The sequence below is a fragment of the Paenibacillus sp. FSL W7-1279 genome (genome assembly GCF_037969845.1).
Classification (GTDB): Bacteria; Bacillota; Bacilli; order Paenibacillales; family Paenibacillaceae; genus Paenibacillus_AQ.
The window spans coordinates 5164488-5184726 of sequence record NZ_CP150215.1; the positions used below are offsets into that span (position 1 = coordinate 5164488).

The 20239-nt window shown below is 46.5% G+C and carries 14 protein-coding genes and 1 pseudogene; 2 read left to right on the plus strand and 13 right to left on the minus strand.

Features of this window, described 5'->3' with window-relative positions; genetic code table 11:
• From MKY82_RS23275 to MKY82_RS23285, 3 genes are all read right to left on the minus strand, one after another.
• Nucleotides 1-1614 (minus strand): ABC transporter substrate-binding protein, encoded by a 1614-nt coding sequence (locus MKY82_RS23275; RefSeq protein ID WP_339294455.1) that lies wholly within the window; start codon nt 1612-1614, stop codon nt 1-3.
• 122 nt (nt 1615-1736) lie between these two features.
• On the minus strand, nt 1737-3572 hold the full coding sequence (locus tag MKY82_RS23280) for a sensor histidine kinase (protein ID WP_339294456.1): 1836 nt from the start codon (nt 3570-3572) through the stop codon (nt 1737-1739).
• Complete coding sequence (locus MKY82_RS23285) at nt 3550-5091, minus strand: response regulator (protein ID WP_339294457.1); 1542 nt, start codon at nt 5089-5091, stop codon at nt 3550-3552. The genes MKY82_RS23280 and MKY82_RS23285 overlap by 23 nt, the downstream gene beginning before the upstream one ends.
• A gap of 174 nt (nt 5092-5265) precedes the next feature.
• On the opposite strand from MKY82_RS23285, the gene MKY82_RS23290 reads away from it, so the two are divergent.
• On the plus strand, nt 5266-6243 hold the full coding sequence (locus tag MKY82_RS23290) for an ABC transporter permease subunit (RefSeq protein ID WP_076325175.1): 978 nt from the start codon (nt 5266-5268) through the stop codon (nt 6241-6243).
• A 19-nt stretch (nt 6244-6262) separates the two neighbouring features.
• Nucleotides 6263-7156, plus strand: a complete 894-nt coding sequence (locus MKY82_RS23295; protein ID WP_339294458.1) for a carbohydrate ABC transporter permease — start codon at nt 6263-6265, stop codon at nt 7154-7156.
• Between the two features lie 239 nt (nt 7157-7395).
• Here MKY82_RS23295 and MKY82_RS23300 read toward each other — a convergent pair whose 3' ends face one another.
• The 10 genes and pseudogenes from MKY82_RS23300 to MKY82_RS23345 all read right to left on the minus strand — a co-directional run bounded on the left by MKY82_RS23300 (nt 7396) and on the right by MKY82_RS23345 (nt 20228).
• Nucleotides 7396-7557 (minus strand): DUF255 domain-containing protein, encoded by a 162-nt coding sequence (locus MKY82_RS23300; RefSeq protein WP_339294459.1) that lies wholly within the window; start codon nt 7555-7557, stop codon nt 7396-7398.
• Nucleotides 7558-7713: 156 nt separating this feature from the next.
• A pseudogene (locus MKY82_RS23305) lies at nt 7714-8811 on the minus strand (IS256 family transposase).
• Between the two features lie 2 nt (nt 8812-8813).
• A complete protein-coding gene (locus MKY82_RS23310) occupies nt 8814-9443 on the minus strand; it encodes an HNH endonuclease (protein WP_339294460.1) in 630 nt (209 codons plus the stop codon).
• A gap of 5 nt (nt 9444-9448) precedes the next feature.
• Nucleotides 9449-10117, minus strand: a complete 669-nt coding sequence (locus tag MKY82_RS23315; RefSeq protein WP_339294461.1) for a hypothetical protein — start codon at nt 10115-10117, stop codon at nt 9449-9451.
• Nucleotides 10118-10127: 10 nt separating this feature from the next.
• On the minus strand, nt 10128-12392 hold the full coding sequence (locus MKY82_RS23320) for an ATP-binding protein (RefSeq protein ID WP_339296708.1): 2265 nt from the start codon (nt 12390-12392) through the stop codon (nt 10128-10130).
• Nucleotides 12393-12404: 12 nt separating this feature from the next.
• Nucleotides 12405-13835, minus strand: a complete 1431-nt coding sequence (locus tag MKY82_RS23325) for an N-6 DNA methylase (protein ID WP_339294462.1) — start codon at nt 13833-13835, stop codon at nt 12405-12407.
• A 33-nt stretch (nt 13836-13868) separates the two neighbouring features.
• Nucleotides 13869-14060, minus strand: coding sequence for a type II toxin-antitoxin system Phd/YefM family antitoxin (locus MKY82_RS23330; protein ID WP_339294463.1), 192 nt, complete (start codon nt 14058-14060; stop codon nt 13869-13871).
• Nucleotides 14061-14609: 549 nt separating this feature from the next.
• Nucleotides 14610-15071, minus strand: a complete 462-nt coding sequence (locus MKY82_RS23335) for a hypothetical protein (RefSeq protein WP_339294464.1) — start codon at nt 15069-15071, stop codon at nt 14610-14612.
• Between the two features lie 12 nt (nt 15072-15083).
• Nucleotides 15084-17477: a glycoside hydrolase family 95 protein gene (locus MKY82_RS23340; RefSeq protein WP_339294465.1), complete on the minus strand. Its 2394-nt coding sequence runs from the start codon at nt 17475-17477 to the stop codon at nt 15084-15086.
• 141 nt (nt 17478-17618) lie between these two features.
• Nucleotides 17619-20228, minus strand: a complete 2610-nt coding sequence (locus MKY82_RS23345; RefSeq protein ID WP_339294466.1) for a carbohydrate-binding protein — start codon at nt 20226-20228, stop codon at nt 17619-17621.
• Nucleotides 20229-20239 lie beyond the last annotated feature (11 nt).

Consider the following 20239-nt stretch of genomic DNA (forward strand, 5'->3'; position numbering starts at 1 on the left):
TTATTTGCCCCACAGCTCTTGACGTTTGTTGAAGTTGTCCGTATAAATCTTCTCCAGCTTGGCCAGGCCAGCCGCCTCGATCTCGGCCATCATCTGGTTATAGGATTCCACCACTTGGTCCTCGGACGGCGACAGGGCCATCTTCAGGAAATATTTATTGATGGTGTCGTTCACCTTCGTTTCCATAATGGCTTCTGGCGTTCCGCCAGCCGGACCCAGATTGTCGTACGGTGCCGTATCAAACGACGTATCGGCCAGGTTCTTGATCGCCAGATCCGTGACCGGATCGGTCTGGTAACGGCCCATCAGGTCATACGGGGTTCCGTCCTCGCCGGGACCGTTCTTGATCATCCAGGTCCACTTGCGAATGCCCGTCGTACGGGAAGCTTCGTCCCAATTCTTCTTGAAAGCGTCCAGCACTTCTTGTCTTGGCACATGCTTGCCGTCCTTCATGTCCCAATGCTCGCCCTCTACTCCCCACATCAGCAGATACTGGCCTTCCTCGCTGGCAAGGAAATCCAGCAGCTTCATCGTCCGGACCGGATCCTTGTTGGAGCGGCTAATGGCGACTCCGTCCCAGCCCAGGGAGCTCTTCGGCCCGTAAGTGGCCTCTTCCGGCTTCACGCCCGGGGCCAGCACTTTATATTGGTAGAACTGACGCTCTTCCTCGGTGGCCTTATCGGCTGCTTCGGTTTTGAGCAGCGCATTCGCATTGCCTACATTCCAGAGCGCTTCCGCCGTGGCAAATACGTTGCCGTTGCCGAGCTTCTGCTCGAACTGCTTGGTCTTCATCGTTGCCCATTCTTTATCGAGCAGGCCTTTGCGGTAAAGGGAATTCAGATATTTGACCATTTCAAGATAGCGCGGATCGCGGACGTCCTTCTTCAGCTCTCCGTTCGTTTCATAATACGGCATCATGCCGTACATGCCCTTAAAGCTGCCGGTCACCGCTCCGACGTTCTCGCCGTTGAGCGTCATCGGAATGCTTTCTTTTCCATCGATGGTTGGATATTTCTCCTTGAACTTAACCAGCAGCTCCTCGAATTCCTCCGCGGTAAACGGCTCGCCGTTGTTCACCTTATCGCCGACGCCCAGCTCCTTCATGATGTCCATGCGCATCATGAATCCGAATACCGGGTACTGCTCCAAGCCGTACCAGTTGGAGAAATAATAATTGTTGCCGTCCTCGCTTCGCGTTTTGGCGAGCGTGTCGCCGTACATTTTTTGGATATTCGGTCCGTGCTCTTCAATCAGATCATTCAGCGGGATCACCGCGCCCGAGGTAATATACTTGTTCATGATATCGCTTCCACGACTCATCAAAATAACGTCCGGAAGATCGCCGCTGGCCAGCATCAGATTCAGCTTCTCAACCGGATTGCCCGTAGGCTGCTGGATCTCGACGGTCACGCCTGTTTTTTCCGTAATCACTTTAGCGACCGGATTGGTAAAGGCATCCCCCGTGTTTTGGTCAAACCAGGTTAACGTGATCGGCGCGCTGCTGTCCGCATTCGTACCGCTGTCTCCGCCCGATGCCGCCTTCTGGTTGCCGCCGCAAGCCGAAAGCGTTGTCATAACGAGCGCTGCTGCCAGCATCAATTTTAGTTTCTTCATTCCCTGAACCCCTTTCTAAGGTCGTCATATTCAAAAGCTCGAATATATCTATCATTGTAAAAATCGGGAGTTCATTGATCTATAACGCAATCTTACAATCCATGATGCAAAATGTCTTTCATTCAGGGTAACGCCTGCTGCGGGTCCCGTTCGTTTGCAGGATGCCTATCGGAGATTACAGGTATCCGAATGGTCACCGCGGTTCCGATGCCGAGCCGGCTGAAGATGCTGACGCCATATTCCTCTCCGTAGGTCAGTTTGATCCGGTCATTCACGTTTTTCACGCCATATCCAGACAGATTATCCGATTTGCTCAGCGCGCGATCGAGCTGTTCGGGGGTCATTCCGATGCCGTCGTCGATGACCTGGAGCAAGATGTCGTCTCCCTCCTGTCTGAGCTTCACGTTAATGTTGATTCCCGATTCGTCCCCAATGGCATGATTGATGCAGTTCTCGATGAACGGCTGCAGAATCAGCTTGATCGTTGTGTTCCCGAACAGCTGCTCATCCAGGTCGTAATGCATATGAAGCTTGTCCCGGAACCGGATCTTCTGGATCGCGACATAATTCTTCACCAGATTGATTTCCTGCTCCAGCAGAATGATGCGCTTTCCTTTATTCAGCGAAACTCGGTAATACTTGGCCAAATAATTGACCATCTGGTACACCTGCATAGCCCCTTCTTTGATCGCCAGGGAAGAGATCGAGGACAAGGTGTTGTACAGAAAATGGGGGTTGATCTGGGCCTGGAGCGTATTCAGCTCCGACTCCTTCCTTGCGATTTCCTTCACGTACACGTCATGGATCAGGGACTGTATCGTCGAGGCCATCTTATTGAACGCAAAAGACACCTGACCGATCTCGTCATGCCCCATCGGCTTAATCGACAGCCGGAAATCTCCGCGCTCCACCTTCCGGATCTGCTGCAGCAGCACCTCGATCCGCTTGGTCATGACCTTGGTCGTAAAATAGAGCAGCAGGATGGCAATGCCAATCGCCAGCACGGAGAACCAGATAACGTTCTTGGTCGCCTGATTCGCATTGGCCAGCAGCTCGTCGTAGGGCACGGTGATGACCGTGGACCAACCGTTGCTGAGCTTTTTATACGTGAAAAAACGCTCCTGGCCGTTAATCTTCATATCGAATGAGCCCGCATCCTGGGTCATCCGCTCCTGAATCGGAAACACGTCGAACAGCTGGTTCGATTGGAGGTTCTGATCCCCCGTGCTGATCACGCCGCCAAACTCGTCGATAATATAGACGCTTTTGTTGTCGTTCTCCATTTTGATCAGGGAGTAGAATTCGTTCGCGTTAATGTCCATGGTCAATATCCCGTACGGATGCTGCAGGCTGAAATAACTTAACGAACGGGCAATGGTGATATGTGCATCATCGGCCTTGAAATTCCCGGAATGGAAGTACACCGTATTGCCGGCGGCATCCAGCACCTGCTCCTCCATCGCCCGGGGCAGCTCTTCCGTATATTTGACGTATTGACCGTCGGAATAGAGGGTATGGTTCCCCGTATAAATCGTGATGCCCAGAATGTTGGCATTCAGGGTCATCAGGGACGGCAGCGTCCGGTTGATATATTGGAAGGCGTCCAGATAATAGTACGCCTGCTCATAATCAGTAGACAGATAATTGCGGAGCTGCGCATCCATGTAGAGGATGTTCGACAGCTGATTGTAATACTCCAGCCGCTTCTCCACGTTGGTGTTAATCTGTGCCAGCGATCCGCCCAAGGCCGTATAGGTATGCTCCGTAATCGTGCTGCGGGTCGAAGAATACGAATAATAGATCAGCAGCGAGAACGGAAGGATGATCACGATCAGAAAGATGAAAAAGAACTTGTGCCGGAGCCGCCAATTGGTGTATGCGCGTAAGTGCGCGAACGGGAAAGCCCCTGCCAGCCGGCTCCACGGGCCGGACGGGCTAGATGTTTTTGCGGTATTCATTCGGCGTAACTCCTTGACTTTTTAAGAATAAGGAAATGAAGTAGGATGTGCTCTCATAACCGACCCTTTGGGCGATGTCCTGCACCTTGAGCGAATCGTCGGCCAGCAGCTCCTTGGCTTTGTTCAGCCGGATTCTCGTTAGGTAATCATGGATCGTCATGCCGGTTTTCTCCTTAAAGATGGAACGCAGGTAGTTGGGAGACAGATACACCTGATCGGACAAGCTGTTGATCGTGATGGCCTGATGATAGGTCTGGTCGATCGTCGTGCGCACCTGGTGCACCAGCCTTGCATTTTTGTCCATGAACCGGTGTTCCAGCGTCCGAATCGCATGCCCGGCGAAATCCATGATGATCGCTTCGATTTCAATAATGGTACGGCACTGATAGATGGATTGGTAAAGCTCCGCCCGCTTGTGGCTCTCCGTGATCGGTTCGTGAATCCCCTCCAGCAGAGACTCCACCAGTCCGATGGCAAAGTCGCACACTTCGGTTTTTCGGATTCGCAGCATGACCAGCCGGTTGAAGTAATCCCGCAGCTTCTGCGCGGCTTGCTCGGACGCCAGCTGATGAATGTCCTCGAAATAGGCCGCTTCTTGGAAAGGAGGAATTTGCCGGCTCTCCAGCTGCCGCAGCACGTCCTTGGCATAGATGACTCTCCCGTTCCCGACGTAAAACATCTCCTCCAGCATCTGCCGCGTCTCCCGGTATACATCCTGGATGCGGGACAGCTCTTCCGGCTCCTCGTTCACGGCCGCGGTCATCGTAAACCCCAGCGTATGCTGCATCTGCTTCAGCAGATCCTCCCACGTAAAGCGGCTCAGATGGCCGGCGGCATCCATGAAGATGCCCAGCTCGCCTTCCCGGCAGATGACCAGATCCGCCTCGAGTTTCTTGTCCGAAAGCCACTCCTCCATAAACGTCTGCAGGCGCGCCATGCCATCCTCGAGGGACGGTCCCGGCTGTGCAGCGTGCGGAGCATCGATGCCGAGCAGCGTAAGCGTGTACGTCCTCGGCTCCGTATGGCGGGACAGCTTATGGTAGCTGGCAGCAAGGTTTCGGAATCGCTCCTCGTTCTGCTCGAATATCATCTCACGTACAATATTGGATTTGGTCACGCGAATGGAGCGGTTCTTCATCCGCACTTCCTCGCAGCGCCGCTTGACTTTATCGATAACGCTTACAATTTCGCTCAGATCCAGCGGCTTCAATAAATAGCCCACGGCTCCCACGTTTAAGGCCGACTTCACATAATTGAATTCATCGTGTCCGGTCAGGAAGATGAACTGAATCCAGTCGAATAACTCACTCACCCGCTTCGCCATATCAAGCCCGGTCATGACGGGCATCTGGACGTCCGTCAGTACGATATCGGGCTGAATCACCTCGATTTTCTCCAGGGCATCCCTGCCGTTCAGGGCTGTTCCGGCTACATATATCCCCATCTCTTCCCAACGAATATAATCTCGGATCATCTCAAGCTCCAGCTCTTCGTCATCTACGAGAAAAATGCTATACATGCTCATACCCCCTGTGTCGGCTTTATCCCTTAATATTATAGCGATTTCGTTTTTTTAACTATGGGAATTGACGATGTAAGTTATTTTCAAGCATCTTTCGTTACATTGTCATATCGACACTCATTTTTTCCGAGTCTTATAATTTGAGTTAACTTGAGATGCGAGGTGCCCCATATGAAACCTGCTACAACCTTACAGACGCGGAGTGACTTGAACTTGAGTCCTCATCGAAAAAGCCGCTGGGCCATGCTGAAGCAGCAGAAGTATCTATTCCTGATGATGCTGCCCGGACTGATCTGGGCCATTGTGTTTGCGTATACGCCCATGGTTGGCCTATACATGTCCTTCGTCAATTACCAGCCGACGCTCGGCGGCTTCTGGTCGACCCTGTTCACGAGCGAGTTCGTCGGCCTGGAATGGTTCCGTTACTTCTTCAACAACGGCGACTTCTGGATCGTCATGCGAAATACGCTGGCCTCCACGCTGATCACGCTGCTCTTCTCCTTCCCGATGCCGATCCTGATCGCCATCGCGATTAATGAGATCAAGAACGTGAAATTCAAAAAGACGGTGCAAACCGCCTCCTATCTTCCCTATTTCATATCCTGGGTTATCGCGGCCAACATCATCGTGACCCTGCTCTCCTCGGACGGCGCGATTAACGGCATATTGAAATTCCTACACATCACCGATGAAAGCGTTTTATTCCTGCAGAACGGCAAGTACTTCTGGTGGATCGTTGCGCTCGGCAATACGTGGAAGGATATGGGCTACAGTTCGATCATGTATTTGGCGGCCATCTCATCCATCAACCAGGAGCTTTATGAAGCGGCCAAGGTGGACGGCGCCAACCGTTTTAAACAGATCCGGTACATCACCCTGCCTCACCTGAAGCCAACCATTGTCATTTTGCTGATTCTGGCGCTTGGCGGCATCCTGAACGCGGGCTTCGACCAGCACTTCCTGCTCGGCAATGACCTGACGCGGGATTACTCCGACGTCCTGTCCACCTATTCGTTCCGCTATGGTATCCAGAACGGCATGTTCTCCTATGCGGCAGCCGTCGGCATGTTCAGCTCCGTGGTGGCGTTCATCATCGTGGTCATCGTCAACTATACGGCGAAGAAGCTGAACGGGCAGTCCCTATTCTAAACCATAAGGAGGTACATCCATGTTAAGCAAAATAACCGTGCCTGAGCGTATCTTCGATGCCTCTTTATACCTGTTCCTGACCGGCATCTTCCTCGTCACCTTCTATCCGTTCTGGAACATCCTGGTCATCTCCTTGAACGATGCAACCGATACGATGCGGGGCAACCTGTATTTCTGGCCGCGCGTGCCAACGATCGAGAGCTACCTGACCATCTTCCGGAATCCGGAGATCTGGAGCGCCATCAAGATCACCGTGCTGCGGACTGTTGTCGGGACGGCGGCATCCATCTTCTTCATCACGCTGCTCGCCTATCCGCTCAGCAAGCGCAAACTGCTCGGATGGAAATACTTCTCCTTCTTCTTTGTGTTCACGATGTATTTCGGCGGCGGTCTCATCCCGACGTATATGATCATCAAATCCCTGGGGCTGATCGACTCCTTCTGGGTCTATATCTTCCCTGGCCTGATCGGCGTCTTCCTGATGATTCTGGTGCGTACCTTCATGGAGCAGATCCCCGGCGAGATCGAGGAATCCTCCAAAATCGACGGCGCAAACGACCTGCAGACGTTCTTCCGAATCATCATGCCGCTGTGCGTGCCGGTGCTCGCCACGATTGGCCTGTTCCTGGCCATCGGCCATTGGAACTCCTGGTATGACTCCTATGTGTATACCTACAAGCCGGAGCTCAAGACCCTGCAGGCCGTCCTGGTCAAAATCCTCAACCAGTTCCAGACCGCCGGCATGATGTCCGATGCCCAGCAGCTGGCCCAGGGCTCCAAGCGAATCCCGGTCTCCAGCGAAAGCATCCGGATGGCGGTGACCATGGTCGCTACGCTGCCGATCATTATGGTGTATCCTTTTGTGCAACGGTATTTTGTGAAGGGGATTATGATGGGGGCTATTAAGAGTTAGATTGTGGGGAAATGAAGAGAGCCCTTACCCGGGAGGGGTAAGGGCGTGTGATTTTTAATTTTTAGAGCTAAAATTGTTTGCTTTTTAAATATGCAAGTATAATTTATAAGTTATCTTCTTTGACTTTTGCTTCGGAATGTTATCCCTTCTTGTTTTGCACATCAAATCTTGAGTAATTATAGTTTCTAATACTAAAGTAAACATCTCATCAATGACAGGTACGTGTAGGTCAATAAACGTTAGCTATACCCGATAGATAGGAGGACAGGTTTGTTCTCATGTTTAGCTTTGTCAAAAACTTCATCCGACCAAAGGAACCAGTTCTCCGAGTTATGTGCGTGTTGCAGAAGATAGGGTGATTTTTCTTTGACTAATCTATTGGGTATGTGATTCGTTGTCATGGGGCATCACCTCTTTTCGCTTGGAATTTGGGTAAAATAATGCTGAAGGCTGTTTTACCCAAATGAGCGAGAAAGTTGAACCTTGTCCAAAGGGTCTGTCAATAATTTTGTGTAAACTCTTTACCAAGGAATCCCCCGAGGGGGATTTTGGCGTTTTTAGCGTAAGTAGTTGCTCACTCGATCTGGAAAAAAGACGGACAATTGAAGTAGCATTTGCCCCCAGTTTTGCACACGTCCAACCAGATACAGCATTTTAAGCAAGGCTTCGTCCGTCGGGAAAATACTTTTTCCCTTGGTAACTTTGCGGAGCTGCCGGTGGTAACTCTCGATCATGTTAGTGGTATAGATTAGCTTACGGATTTCGGGTGGGTATTTGAAGAAGGTCGAGAGTTCCTCCCAGTTATTTCGCCAGGAGCGGACGATGAGTGGATATTTGACGTCCCAGACTTCCTCGAATCGGTCCAATTCGAGCAGTGCCCCTTCCTCTGTGGCCGCTTTGTAGATCGGCTTCAGATCGACAGTCACTTTCTTGAGGTCCTTGTAAGACACAAAACGAGTCGAATTTCGGATCTGGTGAATAATGCATTTCTGGATTTCGGTTTTTGGATAGCAGGCAGTGATCGCCTCAGAGAAGCCACTCAGGTTGTCTACACAGATGATGAGGATATCTTGGACCCCATGATTTCGGAGGTCATTCAGCACACTGAGCCAGAACTTGCTGGATTCATTTTCGCCAATCCACATGCCCAGCACATCTTTGTTCTCATCCAAATCAATGCCAATAACCATATAGGCGGCTTTGTTCACGATGGCTCCGTCCTGCTTCACTTTTAAGTGAATGTCATCCATGTACACGACGGCATATATGCCTTGAAGCGGCCGATTCTGCCATTCTTTTATGAGGGGTACGATTTTGTTGGTCACATTGGAGATGAGGGTAGACGACACTTCGATGCCATACAGTTTCTGCAAATGGTCCTGAATCTCCCGGGTACTGACACCTTTGGCATACAACGCGATAATCTGGTCCTCGATGCCGGTTACGTTCTTTTGATGTTTCTGGACCACGATCGGTTCAAACTCTCCCAGCCGATCCCGTGGAACCGTGATTTCCTGCTCCCCGTACTCGCTGATCACCGACTTCTTGCTTTTGCCATTACGGCTATTCGGTGTCATCTTGGCCTTAACCTCATGCTTCTCGTAGCCTGATCAGCCATCACTTACGTTAGAAATGCCATTTCCCCACCGGGGTATTTCTAAGAGTTTACTAAACTTTTGACAGCCCCCTCTTCATCTTTCAAAAAGAGTTCATAATATTCGCAAAGAACATCACAGAGTAGACTATTTATTTGTCTAAGATTTTCAACATCCTCACCCTTGCTTACTTTTTCATCAATCTTTGCTTTTAAAGCTAACCTTTTGTCGCGAAGGCGATCAATGTTATACAGGATAAAGTGCCTCTTAAGAAATAATTTCAATTCAAAATATATGTACTCTCCTAAAGGAGTGAGGAATATTATTCTACCTTCATCGTCCCTGCCAAGATGTTTGTAATACTCATCAGTACAAGGGTCAAGAAAACCTTTGTCTCCTACAACACACTCATCAGAAGTTTTGCCTACCCACTTATTAGACTTAGATATATTACAGTAGGGACAACTATAAAGTAGATTGTCATAAGTGAATTTTAAGTCTTCAAATTTCTCTTTTGGAGCAAAGTGTTCTACATGGTAAGCGTTATATCCACCGCTATACTTGTCTAAGTCATCGCAATACGCACATCTGTTATCAAAATCAGGAGCCAAATATTTCTTGTTGGTACTATTTGTGATCCATTTTATGCCTGTATGTGATCTAACGGGTTTCTTTATTTTGATCGGTTTCAAGAAGGCTACTCCCTTTCCAAAATCTCGTCAATTTTGGCGAGTAATTCTGATATTTTGTTGGAGGACAAATCCCTTTTCAATCCTTCAGGTAATGCATTACCACCACTTATCGATCTTTCCAACTTAGAATCAAGTTCTAAAACTCTAGTATCAATTTCATCTGACGTTCCTACTAACGGAAGTAAAGTACGCAATTCCCGTTCCCAGTATTCCTTTTGCTTTTCTGTCTTTAAGATTTGTTCAATCATTTTGAAATGCAACTCAACACGCTCTTGTTCCTCACTTAAGTATCTATCGAAATCAAAAACTTGGTATGCATTATAAATTTCATTAGTGAATAAATCATCATCATAAGATGTTAAAACAAATACAGGAAAATCATACAATTCTCTTTCTAAAGCTTTAGCAAGCTCTATACCTGTGTAGTCTACGTTTTGATATGATGAAAGTTTATAATCTACGAGAAGACAATCTAAACGAAACTCTAATATATCCGCTATTATTTGATTCAAGTCTTCTTCCAACTCAATCTCTATGGGGTCAAATTTGTAGGAAGAATATTTTTGCTTCTTCTCTGGGGAAGCTCCATCAAGTCCCTGCATAAGTCTTGTCATTATCTGAGTTATCTTACCACTATCATCATCAACAATACCGATTTTTAATATTTGCTCCATATTGATCACCTCATAAAGGAAATTTCAAGTCTAATCCAAAGCCGCTTTCTGATTCAGTAATTATGTACTGAGCATTGTACTCTCTTGCTGTTGAAGCAACAATGTACATTCCTAAACCAGTGCCTATTACCTCACCATCTTTATCATACTTGCTTGTTGAGCCAAATTTAAAAATATCATATGGATTTTTAAAAACACTATCCAACCCGGTTCCATTATCTTTATAATGAATTGTAAAGTCACCTTCTGTCTCCAAAACAATAGTAATTTTTCTCTCTGAAACTTTAGTCTTTTCAAAAGATTCTATTGAATTAATTATTAAGTTGTAGATAATACTCTCGAAATCAGAGACGAATATCATTTTGAAGACTTGTTTTTCATCTCCCTGTAAATCTACAGTGATTTTTTTTTGCTGTAGAATAGGTGCCATCACCTCAATTATTTCATCGATGGTCTGATACACATCTTTCTTTAATCTTTTACGCTTATCTTTCTTAATTTGATTAGTTATAACAGTTATCCATGATTTTAAAAAGATATCACTTTTGCGAAGATCGTTTAAATTCCGAGAAATCATGCCTTCATTTTGATTTTTAATAACAAACTCAAATGCATCTACTCGATTAACTAGTATTGCATTAATCCCCTTTAGATCATGGACAATTGATGTAGTGATTAAACCATTAGTTGCTAATGAGCGTAGTAGTTTAATCTCTGTTATTAGTTCTTCACGCTCTTCTTCGTAGAACTGGACTGCTTTAGCTAATTTTTTCACTTCCTCCGTAGAGGGAGGAGTTTCTTCTTTTTTTTCCTTTTCATCCAGAATCTTTATCGCTAGCTCATTGCCTTCTTGTTTGGTTTTTTCTCTTTCGTTAACGATATCAGCGTACTCTTTCATACCTCTACCAATATGAGCTCTATCATGCTCAAACACCGCAATAATATTTTTTATAACATTTTTAAATGTACTGAAATATTCATTTTCAATTATGCCTTCTCGACTCGACTTATCTAAAATACAAGAATTATTTACTCTTGAAATTAAAACAGTGCCTTGACCTTGTCTGTTTCTAACATGCCAATTACCCTGGGGATGCGATATACCAGCTGGATTATGTGCCTTTCTTGCATCTAAACCTAGCCAATCAAATGCATCTGAAGTAGGGTCTCCATATGGTCTTACCAAAAAGTGATCTCGGTATATCTTCACTCCTCCATGAGCATCCAACCATAATTTTCTTTTCTTGCTTATCTCCTTATAAAAAAATGTTTCTTTTGAATCATCTTGTAATGACATCTTCATAAATGTGTAATTAAACTTAAATTCGCCAATCTCTTTGACTGAATTAATAATTCCCTCTTCATCAGTTCTCATAAGCTGTGGAATAGAATATACAAATTCAAATTTCCTTCCTTTAAAATCTGTATATCGAAACGGAAATTCTTTGAATGCCTCTAGTTCAAATACTTCCGCAGGAATTTTGTTCAAGTCAAACTCATTTCTATCTAAAGTAATCGTGAAGCTTTCACCATCAAACTCAGCACTAAGCTTATAATCATATTCTTCAGAGATCTCATTTTCGATTATTAAATAAGAACTTTCCATTGATTTTTTTATGCAAATTATATAATCCTTTTGTTCCACTGGTGGAATTAAGAAGCCCATAGAGTTGGTTATATTACTAATTTCTTTTGTAGACCACCGATCTCTTAGTCCACTTATTTTTAATAGAGTTCCTGTTTCCAAGCTAACAAATTCTTCAATTACTTTTTTTGTATTTATTGAAGATACGTCATTAAAGATAGTTGCTGGTATAACATCAATAAACTTGTCATCTAGATAACCAAAATTCGCATCAATTTCATCCAAAGTTTTGCCTGTCTGTTCAAACTTCCTCCAATCCGTCTCCCAATAAATGAGTTTCGGACTTAATTTGCTTTTTGTATACATTTCACATCTACTACCTAATCTATCAAGAGCGAAACGCCCGATCCCCTTTTCCCCTGATTTAATACGATTTCTAGCTGATTCATATTCTTCTCTTTTGTTGTCTGTACCAATTAACATCCAATAATTTTCGATAGTTTCCTTTGTCATACCAATGCCATTATCCAGAATATAAATGCAGTCATGTTCAATATCAAAACATATAAAACAAATAAGTGAATCAGCATCATAAGTATTTTTAACAAGTTCAATAACTGCTCCGTCTACTTTAGAAACGCTTTCTCTCCCTAAAAGGATGGTTGCTCTGGATGAAATTTTGTATTTCATCTTTTCCAATTATTACGCCTCCCTTATTGGAAACACATAATTATTAATATCTTTTGCAGTAATTCTCAAAGAGGCACCATTTGCATTTATACCGATACTTCTTACATAATTAAAAAAGTCTTCACTTTCCAAAATATTTTTGGCATATTCTAAGTTTAATTTTCCTTTTCGAGTGATATAAATTCCTGAATAGGGAATGCACTCTTTTGAAAGTTCATACACCTTTACTTGTTTCGTCACCACAGTGGAAAGCAATAATTTTTCTTGATTTAGATGGGACAGCGCCTGTGTTCTTCCGTATTCAAACCACTTCACATTTTTATCAGAGTCACGTTTCGCTAATTTATCACTGAACAACTTCAGATAGTTTGTTGCTTTGGGAAATCTCCGTTCGAATTCATCTTCATTATATTTTTCAAGTTTGCCTTCTTTATAATTATAGGGAAATATAATTAATTCATTTTTGTTATAATTCATTGATCTGGGACTCGCAGCCAATTTGAGTAAATCCTTCTCAATTAAATAAGAACCTACTACAATGTATCGTCCTTCATCCTCTAGTTCTTTAAAATCACTTAAAACAAATGCTTTATTATAAAGTGTTGCTATTGTAATTGATGCGGTGAAAAAATCCCCGAATTTAGCAGTATCTTTTATATCCACAGCTTTTTTTTGCGTGAATTCCCACTTACTAAATAAATCTGTTTTATTAATAGTAATCGTATTTCCCTTATCTACATTATAGTAATCTATAAAATAACTTGGTCGTCCTTTATCACATACAATTATGGCTGATGATGTTAGTACATCAAATAATTTAATTGTTTGGTAATCATAAATTTGTTGGACAAATGGCATTAAAAAATCTCTTAATTTTTGAGCGAAAACATTTTTGAAAATACTGCTAGGTATTAAATAAGACATCTTTCCATTTTCATTTAAGATTTTTAAGCTCGCTTCGATAAAAGCGTAACAATAATCAAACTTTCCCGTCTTACAGACTTCATAATTTTCTCGTACAAACAACCTGGTTTCATTATCCAAATCTTTATATGTGATGTATGGAGGATTTCCAATAACGTAATCAAATCTAATCTTTAAGTCTTCTTTTAGAATATCAACATTAAGAATATTCCAATTGACCCCTATCACGCCGTACTTCTCTGCCACTGCATTCAAATTATCAATGCATTTTAAATAATGCTCTTTATCAATCTCAGCACCATAAATATCTTCTTGCAATCCCATTTTTATTTTTTTCGTAGTCAATCCATTATTTAAACAATCAGTTATGTATCGCTCCACAATAACCGTTAGAATATTTCCATCCCCACAAGCGTTTTCGATGATCTTTTTCCCAAATAAATTATTATTATAATCAACCTTATTTAAAAGCTCTATGACAATTTCATTTGGTGTAAATACCTGGCATTTCTTATTCATTTAATCAATCCTCTTAGTATACTTGAATAATTTTTATTTTTTATTAGTATGATTATCCCGATTCGCTTCGTATTCCCTGAATTTCTCGAATGTCATCAAAACAAACCTGGGCTTACTATTTTTCATTATTGTAAGTAATTCATGTTCATCAGTAAGCCTTGCAGCCTCAGAAAAGTTCTGATTAACTTTCGAAATTGCAATCATTTTTTCTAGATCAATTTTCATTTTTCAGTTCTCCTATCATTACCGTTCCTACTTATTGTCCTTCCAATTCAAATATGAGCTTTCACCATATTATAGCTTCTTAATTAGCTAAAATCTAACCTAACTTGATTTACACTTATAGCCGCTTTATTTCCATTTGTAAAATTTTTATTAGTTGCAGAGTGATAATATTATTTAGAATTCTTAAATTCAAAACGCGCTTCTCACGAAATGAAGTGACTCTCGTTACTATTTTTAAAAATAGCATTAAAAAATATCACTTTTCCACTAACACCCGCAACAGAATCCGATTTTGTCATTCAGTTAAAATATCAGCTTTAAGGAAGCCGTTGCCCTATTGTTCCATTAGAGGCACCCGTTCAAACTGAATAGGAAACACATACCACATCTCATGCATGAAAGATGTATGTAAAAAGGAGCTGAATATCAAATCAGCCCCGTCTTAGGATTTGCTCTAGATCTTCATCTATAACAAATCGTCAACTCCACCCGATTCCCTTCTCGATTATACACAATCCGCTTCAACATCTTTTTCAACGCCCTATTCTTCTATTCACTCGTCATCGCGGCGCTCCACAACTCCCTGAACTCACCTATACGATCATATATCTGCTCAACAGTAGGATAATTCACCTCATCTACTACGACCTTCCGCAAATTCTTCAACTCTTCCTCTAGCTTCTTTATCTGCCTTGACCGGATAGCTTTACGCTCCAAGAATACAAGCTTCGTTATCATGTCCTCTTCATACGATTCATGCAGCTTGTCTAATGCCCTCTTCTGCTTTTTCAATTCCTGCTCCTTAACCTCGATAGTCTGTGTATCATTGTAACGACTCCCATGTAATTCAATTTCCCATAATATGTTAGGGTCAACATGAATAATCCGATCATACAAAGCATTGAAAAAATCTACATCCATTACCTCTGCCACGCTGCTCACATTTACTGCCATCTTAATACTGGTGATAGCACAATGCACTCCAATACTGCCCTTGCTTCTTATTCTCACCTACTCTAAATCTCATCCGTGAACCGCACTTTTCTCATTACAACAAGCCTGACAACGGAAAAAATGCTCCTTATGAATTCCTAGGCTCTCCCTGTACTCCCCTGTCTCAACCATACCCCCACCCCCTCCCCCATAAAACACCCGCACACTCCCACTCTCATTCCCCTTCACCCTCGCCTCAACCAGCTTCCCATCTTCCCAGCTCATATCCACCTCAATATTCCCTTTCGCCTTCAGCCCTTTCACACTGCCTGTCGGCCATATCGCCGGCAGTGCAGGCAGGAGATGAATCTCGCCTTCGTGGCTCTGCAGCAGCATTTCCGCAATGGCGGCGGTGCCGCCGAAGTTGCCGTCGATGACAAAGATGTTGGCCTCAGCTCCGGCCACGCCGGGTTTGGAGTAGGTGAGCATGTTATCGAAGCACAGCTCCCCGATCAGGTGGGCGATATGCTGCACGGCTTGGTCCCCGTCATGCAATCGGGCGTAGAAGAGTCCGAACAGCGCCGCGGTAAATTCGATATCCTCCAGGTCGGCCCGGCTGTTCCGGTTCTCCAATGTCACTCGGGCCGCCGCAGCGAGTTCAGGCGTATGATGCGGCGTGATTTGGCTGCCGGGATACAGGGCATATAGATGCGATAGATGACGATGCTCCGGCTGCGCCTCCTCATAGTCCTCCAGCCATTCCTGCAGTTGCCCCTTCTTGCCGATCATTAGCGGAGGCAGTTGATCCAGTGCCCTCTGCCACTTCTGCTGAAGCTCCTCATCCACGCCCAGCGTCTGTGCTGCCTTCACGCAGAACGCCAGCAGATCCCGAACCAGGACCTGATCCATGGTCGGACCCATGGACAGCTGCTGATGCCCATCCTCCGGATGGCCGGTATAAAAGCTGTTCTCCGGCGAATTCGACGGACCTGTCACCAGCCAGCCATACTTCGGATGCACCGTCATGTAATCCATGAAAAAGGCTGCGGCCTCCTTCAGGACGGGATACGCCAGTTCCTCCAGAAAAGCCTGATCCCGGTTGTACGCGTAGTGCTCCATCATATGCGTCGCGATCCACAGTCCGCCCGTCACGTTCAGCCCCCAGGAGGTCCCCCACCCCGGTGACGCAAATCCCCAGGCATTGGAGAATACATGGGCCACCCAGCCTTCGGCATCATAATAATGGCGTGCCGCCGAGCGTCCGGCCACCGACAGCTGCTGGATATACCGCATGAGCGGCTCATGGCTCTCGCTCAGGTTCGCGGCCTCCGTCGGAAAATAATTCATCTGGGTGTTCACATCCAGGTGATAATCGCAGCTCCAGGCCATTTTGTTGGCTTCGCCGTCATTCCATATGCCTTGCAAATGCATGGGCAGGATGGAGTCTTGTCGTGACCCGCTAATCGTCAAGTACCGACCGTATTGATAAAACAACGCAAACAACGCCGGATCGTCCCAATTGCCCTGCTTAAACCTGCCGATCCGCTCGTCCGTAGGCAGACTGGCATGCTCAGAGCTTCCCAGCTCCAATCGTACGCGGGTATACAGCGGCTGATAATCCGCCAGATGCTTGGCTCTCAGCGCGTCATATCCCAGCAGCACAGCCTGATCCAGCTGCAACGCGCTTTTCTCCCGCCAGCTCTCACCTTCTTGACGGTAATCCGTATTCACCGCAAAATAAATCGCCGCCTCATCTGCCCCGGCCACGATTATGGTGTCATTCGTGCAGCTCACTTGCCCGCCTTCCGTTACGACGCGCAGCTGGCCTTGGCAGGACACCCCGCACTCCCCGTTGCTATGTACGCTTTCCAGCGCCTGTCCCTGGAATTCGATCGTATCCTTACTAGTAACGACAGCATGAAAAGGACCATTCTCGCCTCGAATCGAAATGCGGAATGACACGCCTGACGAACCCTGGCTGCTACGGATCCGGGAAACGATCACCTGATCGGCATGGGAAGCAAAGACCTCTCGCGTCATCTCCGCTCCATCGATCTCGTAAAAAGAACGTTCCACCGCCTCCTCCAGATCCAATTCCCGATGGAAGAGCGGCTCAGCTGCTGCATTTTGTCTCTCGCCCTCGGATGACTTCACGTGATGGTCAAACTCCAGAACGACTTGGCATAGTCCCAGATTGGTGCCAAAATTCAATTTTTCCGGCTCCAGGTGCTTCTTGGCCAGTAGATCGCCTTCGCGATAATCGCCCTGGAAGAAGTGCTTCCGCATCTGCTCCAAATCCGCTTTGCTGTTGCTTCGCCCTTGAGCCGGCTCCGGCTGGCCAGACCAATAGGTGGTTTCGGAGATATTCCATATTTCTCTGTCAGGAGTGGATACCACCACATTCCCTATTCGGCCATTGCCGATCGGCAGCCCTTGCGACCAGCCCTGGGCCGGTTTCGTATACCAAAGCTTCATTTCTGTCATGTTGTTTTCTCCTCTTCATTTCATTTTCCAATATCGGGACAAGCACTACCCTTACAGCAAAAGCAAGAAATCGCGATTCCCGGATGGAGCCGAGAACCGCGATGAACTTGCAGTTGTTCATGATGAATCTATGTCTACTAGTTATGGATTAGGGACGATTTTATAGAGCTTGGATTCGGCCGCCTTTAGCGTCACATCCAGCGAAGAGCCAGACACCGTCTGCGGTTGGCCGCTCCATACATCCGTCACCGTATAGGACGCCGCCCCGTCCGAAGCGATACCCGCCCTAACGAGATCCACGGTGTGCTGGGCCGCATTTTGCGTATAGTTAAACACGGCTGCATAGTAGGTTCCCTGATCGTCCAGCACGAATACGTTCGCTGCCTGCGTGCCCGTATTGCCTTCTACCGGCCGGAACGCCTTGCCCTTCATCGCCAGCCCGTTCACTTCCGGGTTGGTCAGCAGCGTTTCCATGTACTGCCGTGCCGTCGCATCCGTTACGTCATCCGAATTCAGGAAGACCGTGCCGGAGATTGCGGCCGCATTGACGCGAGACTGCGCGCCTTCCATCGATCCGCCTTTGGTTAAGTGCATATAGTCCGGATCGGTATAATGGTAGATCGTTCCGTTCTGCCACCAGCCGTACGTGAGATTGTTCAGCTGGTATTCCGTGCTGCCGATGCTGCCGTCGATATCGCAGGAAATACGGCGGCTGTGCGCATATTGGCTAGGGAACAACGGCGCGATGGAAGCGCTGATGAACATGGAGCCGTCCAGCACTTCATTCACGTAAGCCATCCCTTGGTTATAGGCCTGGATGCCGGTTTGAACGTTGGCATCATAGTGCTTGCCTTCCATTGCCCCATGGCTCAGAAAATCGATTTTGATATATTCAAAGCCCTTGCTCTTGAACTTATTCATGTAATAATCGATCCGCTGCTTCACGCCCGGATGCGTCGGATCCACTGCATAAGCGCCGTCCAGCGTCGGCAGGACGTTGCCGTCCAAATCGCGCAGCACGATATCGCCGTATTTATATTTGCCGCTCGTCCCTTCGACTTCCTGCTCCATATTGTTGCCCCAGTACACGAACGGCGAATAATAGATGCCGGCCTTCTGTCCATTGCTGTGAATGAGCTGAACCAGATCCGTCAGCTGCTGATCCGTCATGTTATCCCAATAGGAATCGAGATTGATATAGATACTGCCCTCATTGTTGAAGGAAAGGTTCTGAATATGGTCTTTAACATAATTCGAGACGGAAACCGCCTTGTCAAAGCTTAAATCGCTGGCATAAGCTCCCCAGCTGTTCCAACCGACCGGAACGCCTTCAGGAATGTCTTCGCCAAAGGCTAACGGAGGCTGAATCGCTGCATTCACCTGGCCAAACGCCTCCAGCCCGGTCCGGTAGTCCTCGAAAAAGCCGATCATGATTTTCGGCGAAGCAATTTGCTTCCCCGTTACCTTTCCATGCGGGATCGTGTCCCACGTGGAGGTGGATGACGTAAATCCGCCATATACACGCAGTTTGTTCAATTTGTCATTCGAGCCGCTCCAATAGATGCCGGTCTTCCACGTGTCATGCGTCACCGATCCGATGACGAGGCCGTTCCGGCTCGTATTGTCATAGATGGCCGTCAGCTCCGAGCTGACATACAGACCGTTGTTGAGGCCGGTATTCATCGACTTCGCTTGGTATCTGGACCAAGCATCATTGTCGAAAGGAACGACGAGGACCCGGTTATCGTCATAGCTGCCGATGTCGATGCCGCCTCTCGCTTCCATCGCGATGGGTGCGATGTTCCCCGTAGATATTGCGGAATGATGGGAAGCCACTGTTTCCGTAAGCAGATACGGCCCGTCTTCATAGACGTAATAGATTTGGCTGAGCGATGGCATTCCCCCATCCTCATTCAAGACCGTCACCTTGATGCCCTTGCCGGTGGCATCCTGGAATGGGACCACCTGATTTTTATAAAATTTATGATGTTTATAATCTGTACTTGCAACCATCCGGTCGAGCTGGATCTCGCTGTATAACCCCTTGGCAACCGCCTCACCGTTCCAATTGTATTGCGACAATCCGGTCGAGGTGTTGTACAGCAGCTCATACGTCGGATTGGATACCTTGAAGCCGTTGGCATATTCGGTTAAGGTAATGGAGCCATAGCTCGTGGCTTTCTTTTGCTTGCCCAAATCGCCAATGCTGCCATCTGGGCCTGATCCGTTTTCGCCGGCTGAATCAAAGGTCAGCTCAATCTTGTCAAAATCGGGTGAGTATCCGCCTGCATCATCGAACAGAATCGTGTTGCTGCCCTGATTCAAGTAAATTTGAATCTGATAGGTGCCGATCGTGTTCCAATCCGCTGTTTTCGGAAAACTGAAATTCTCCTTCTCCGCTCCGTTCACGGAGATCGAAGCCGCGCGGGAATCCCCGGAGATGTAGAACATGTTCATATTGTAGATACCGGCCTTATCGGCCTGAATCCCGTTGAACGTCAACGTGGAGCCGCCGTATAGATTGCCGGCTTTTTGCCCGCCGGAACAGAAGCCGCAATCGACCGCTCCTGCATTGCCGGTAAACGTGTTCTGAGATGCCTCGGCCTCGTAGGAAAGGATGCCTCCGGCCGTTTGACTCGGCTGCTGCGGTTCTGCCGAAGCCAAGGAGCTGCCTAGCACAGTCCCCGCTAACAGAATCGATAAGAAGAGCACGAATGATTTTTGGAAGAATTTGAACGGATGAATACGCACTGAACCTCTCC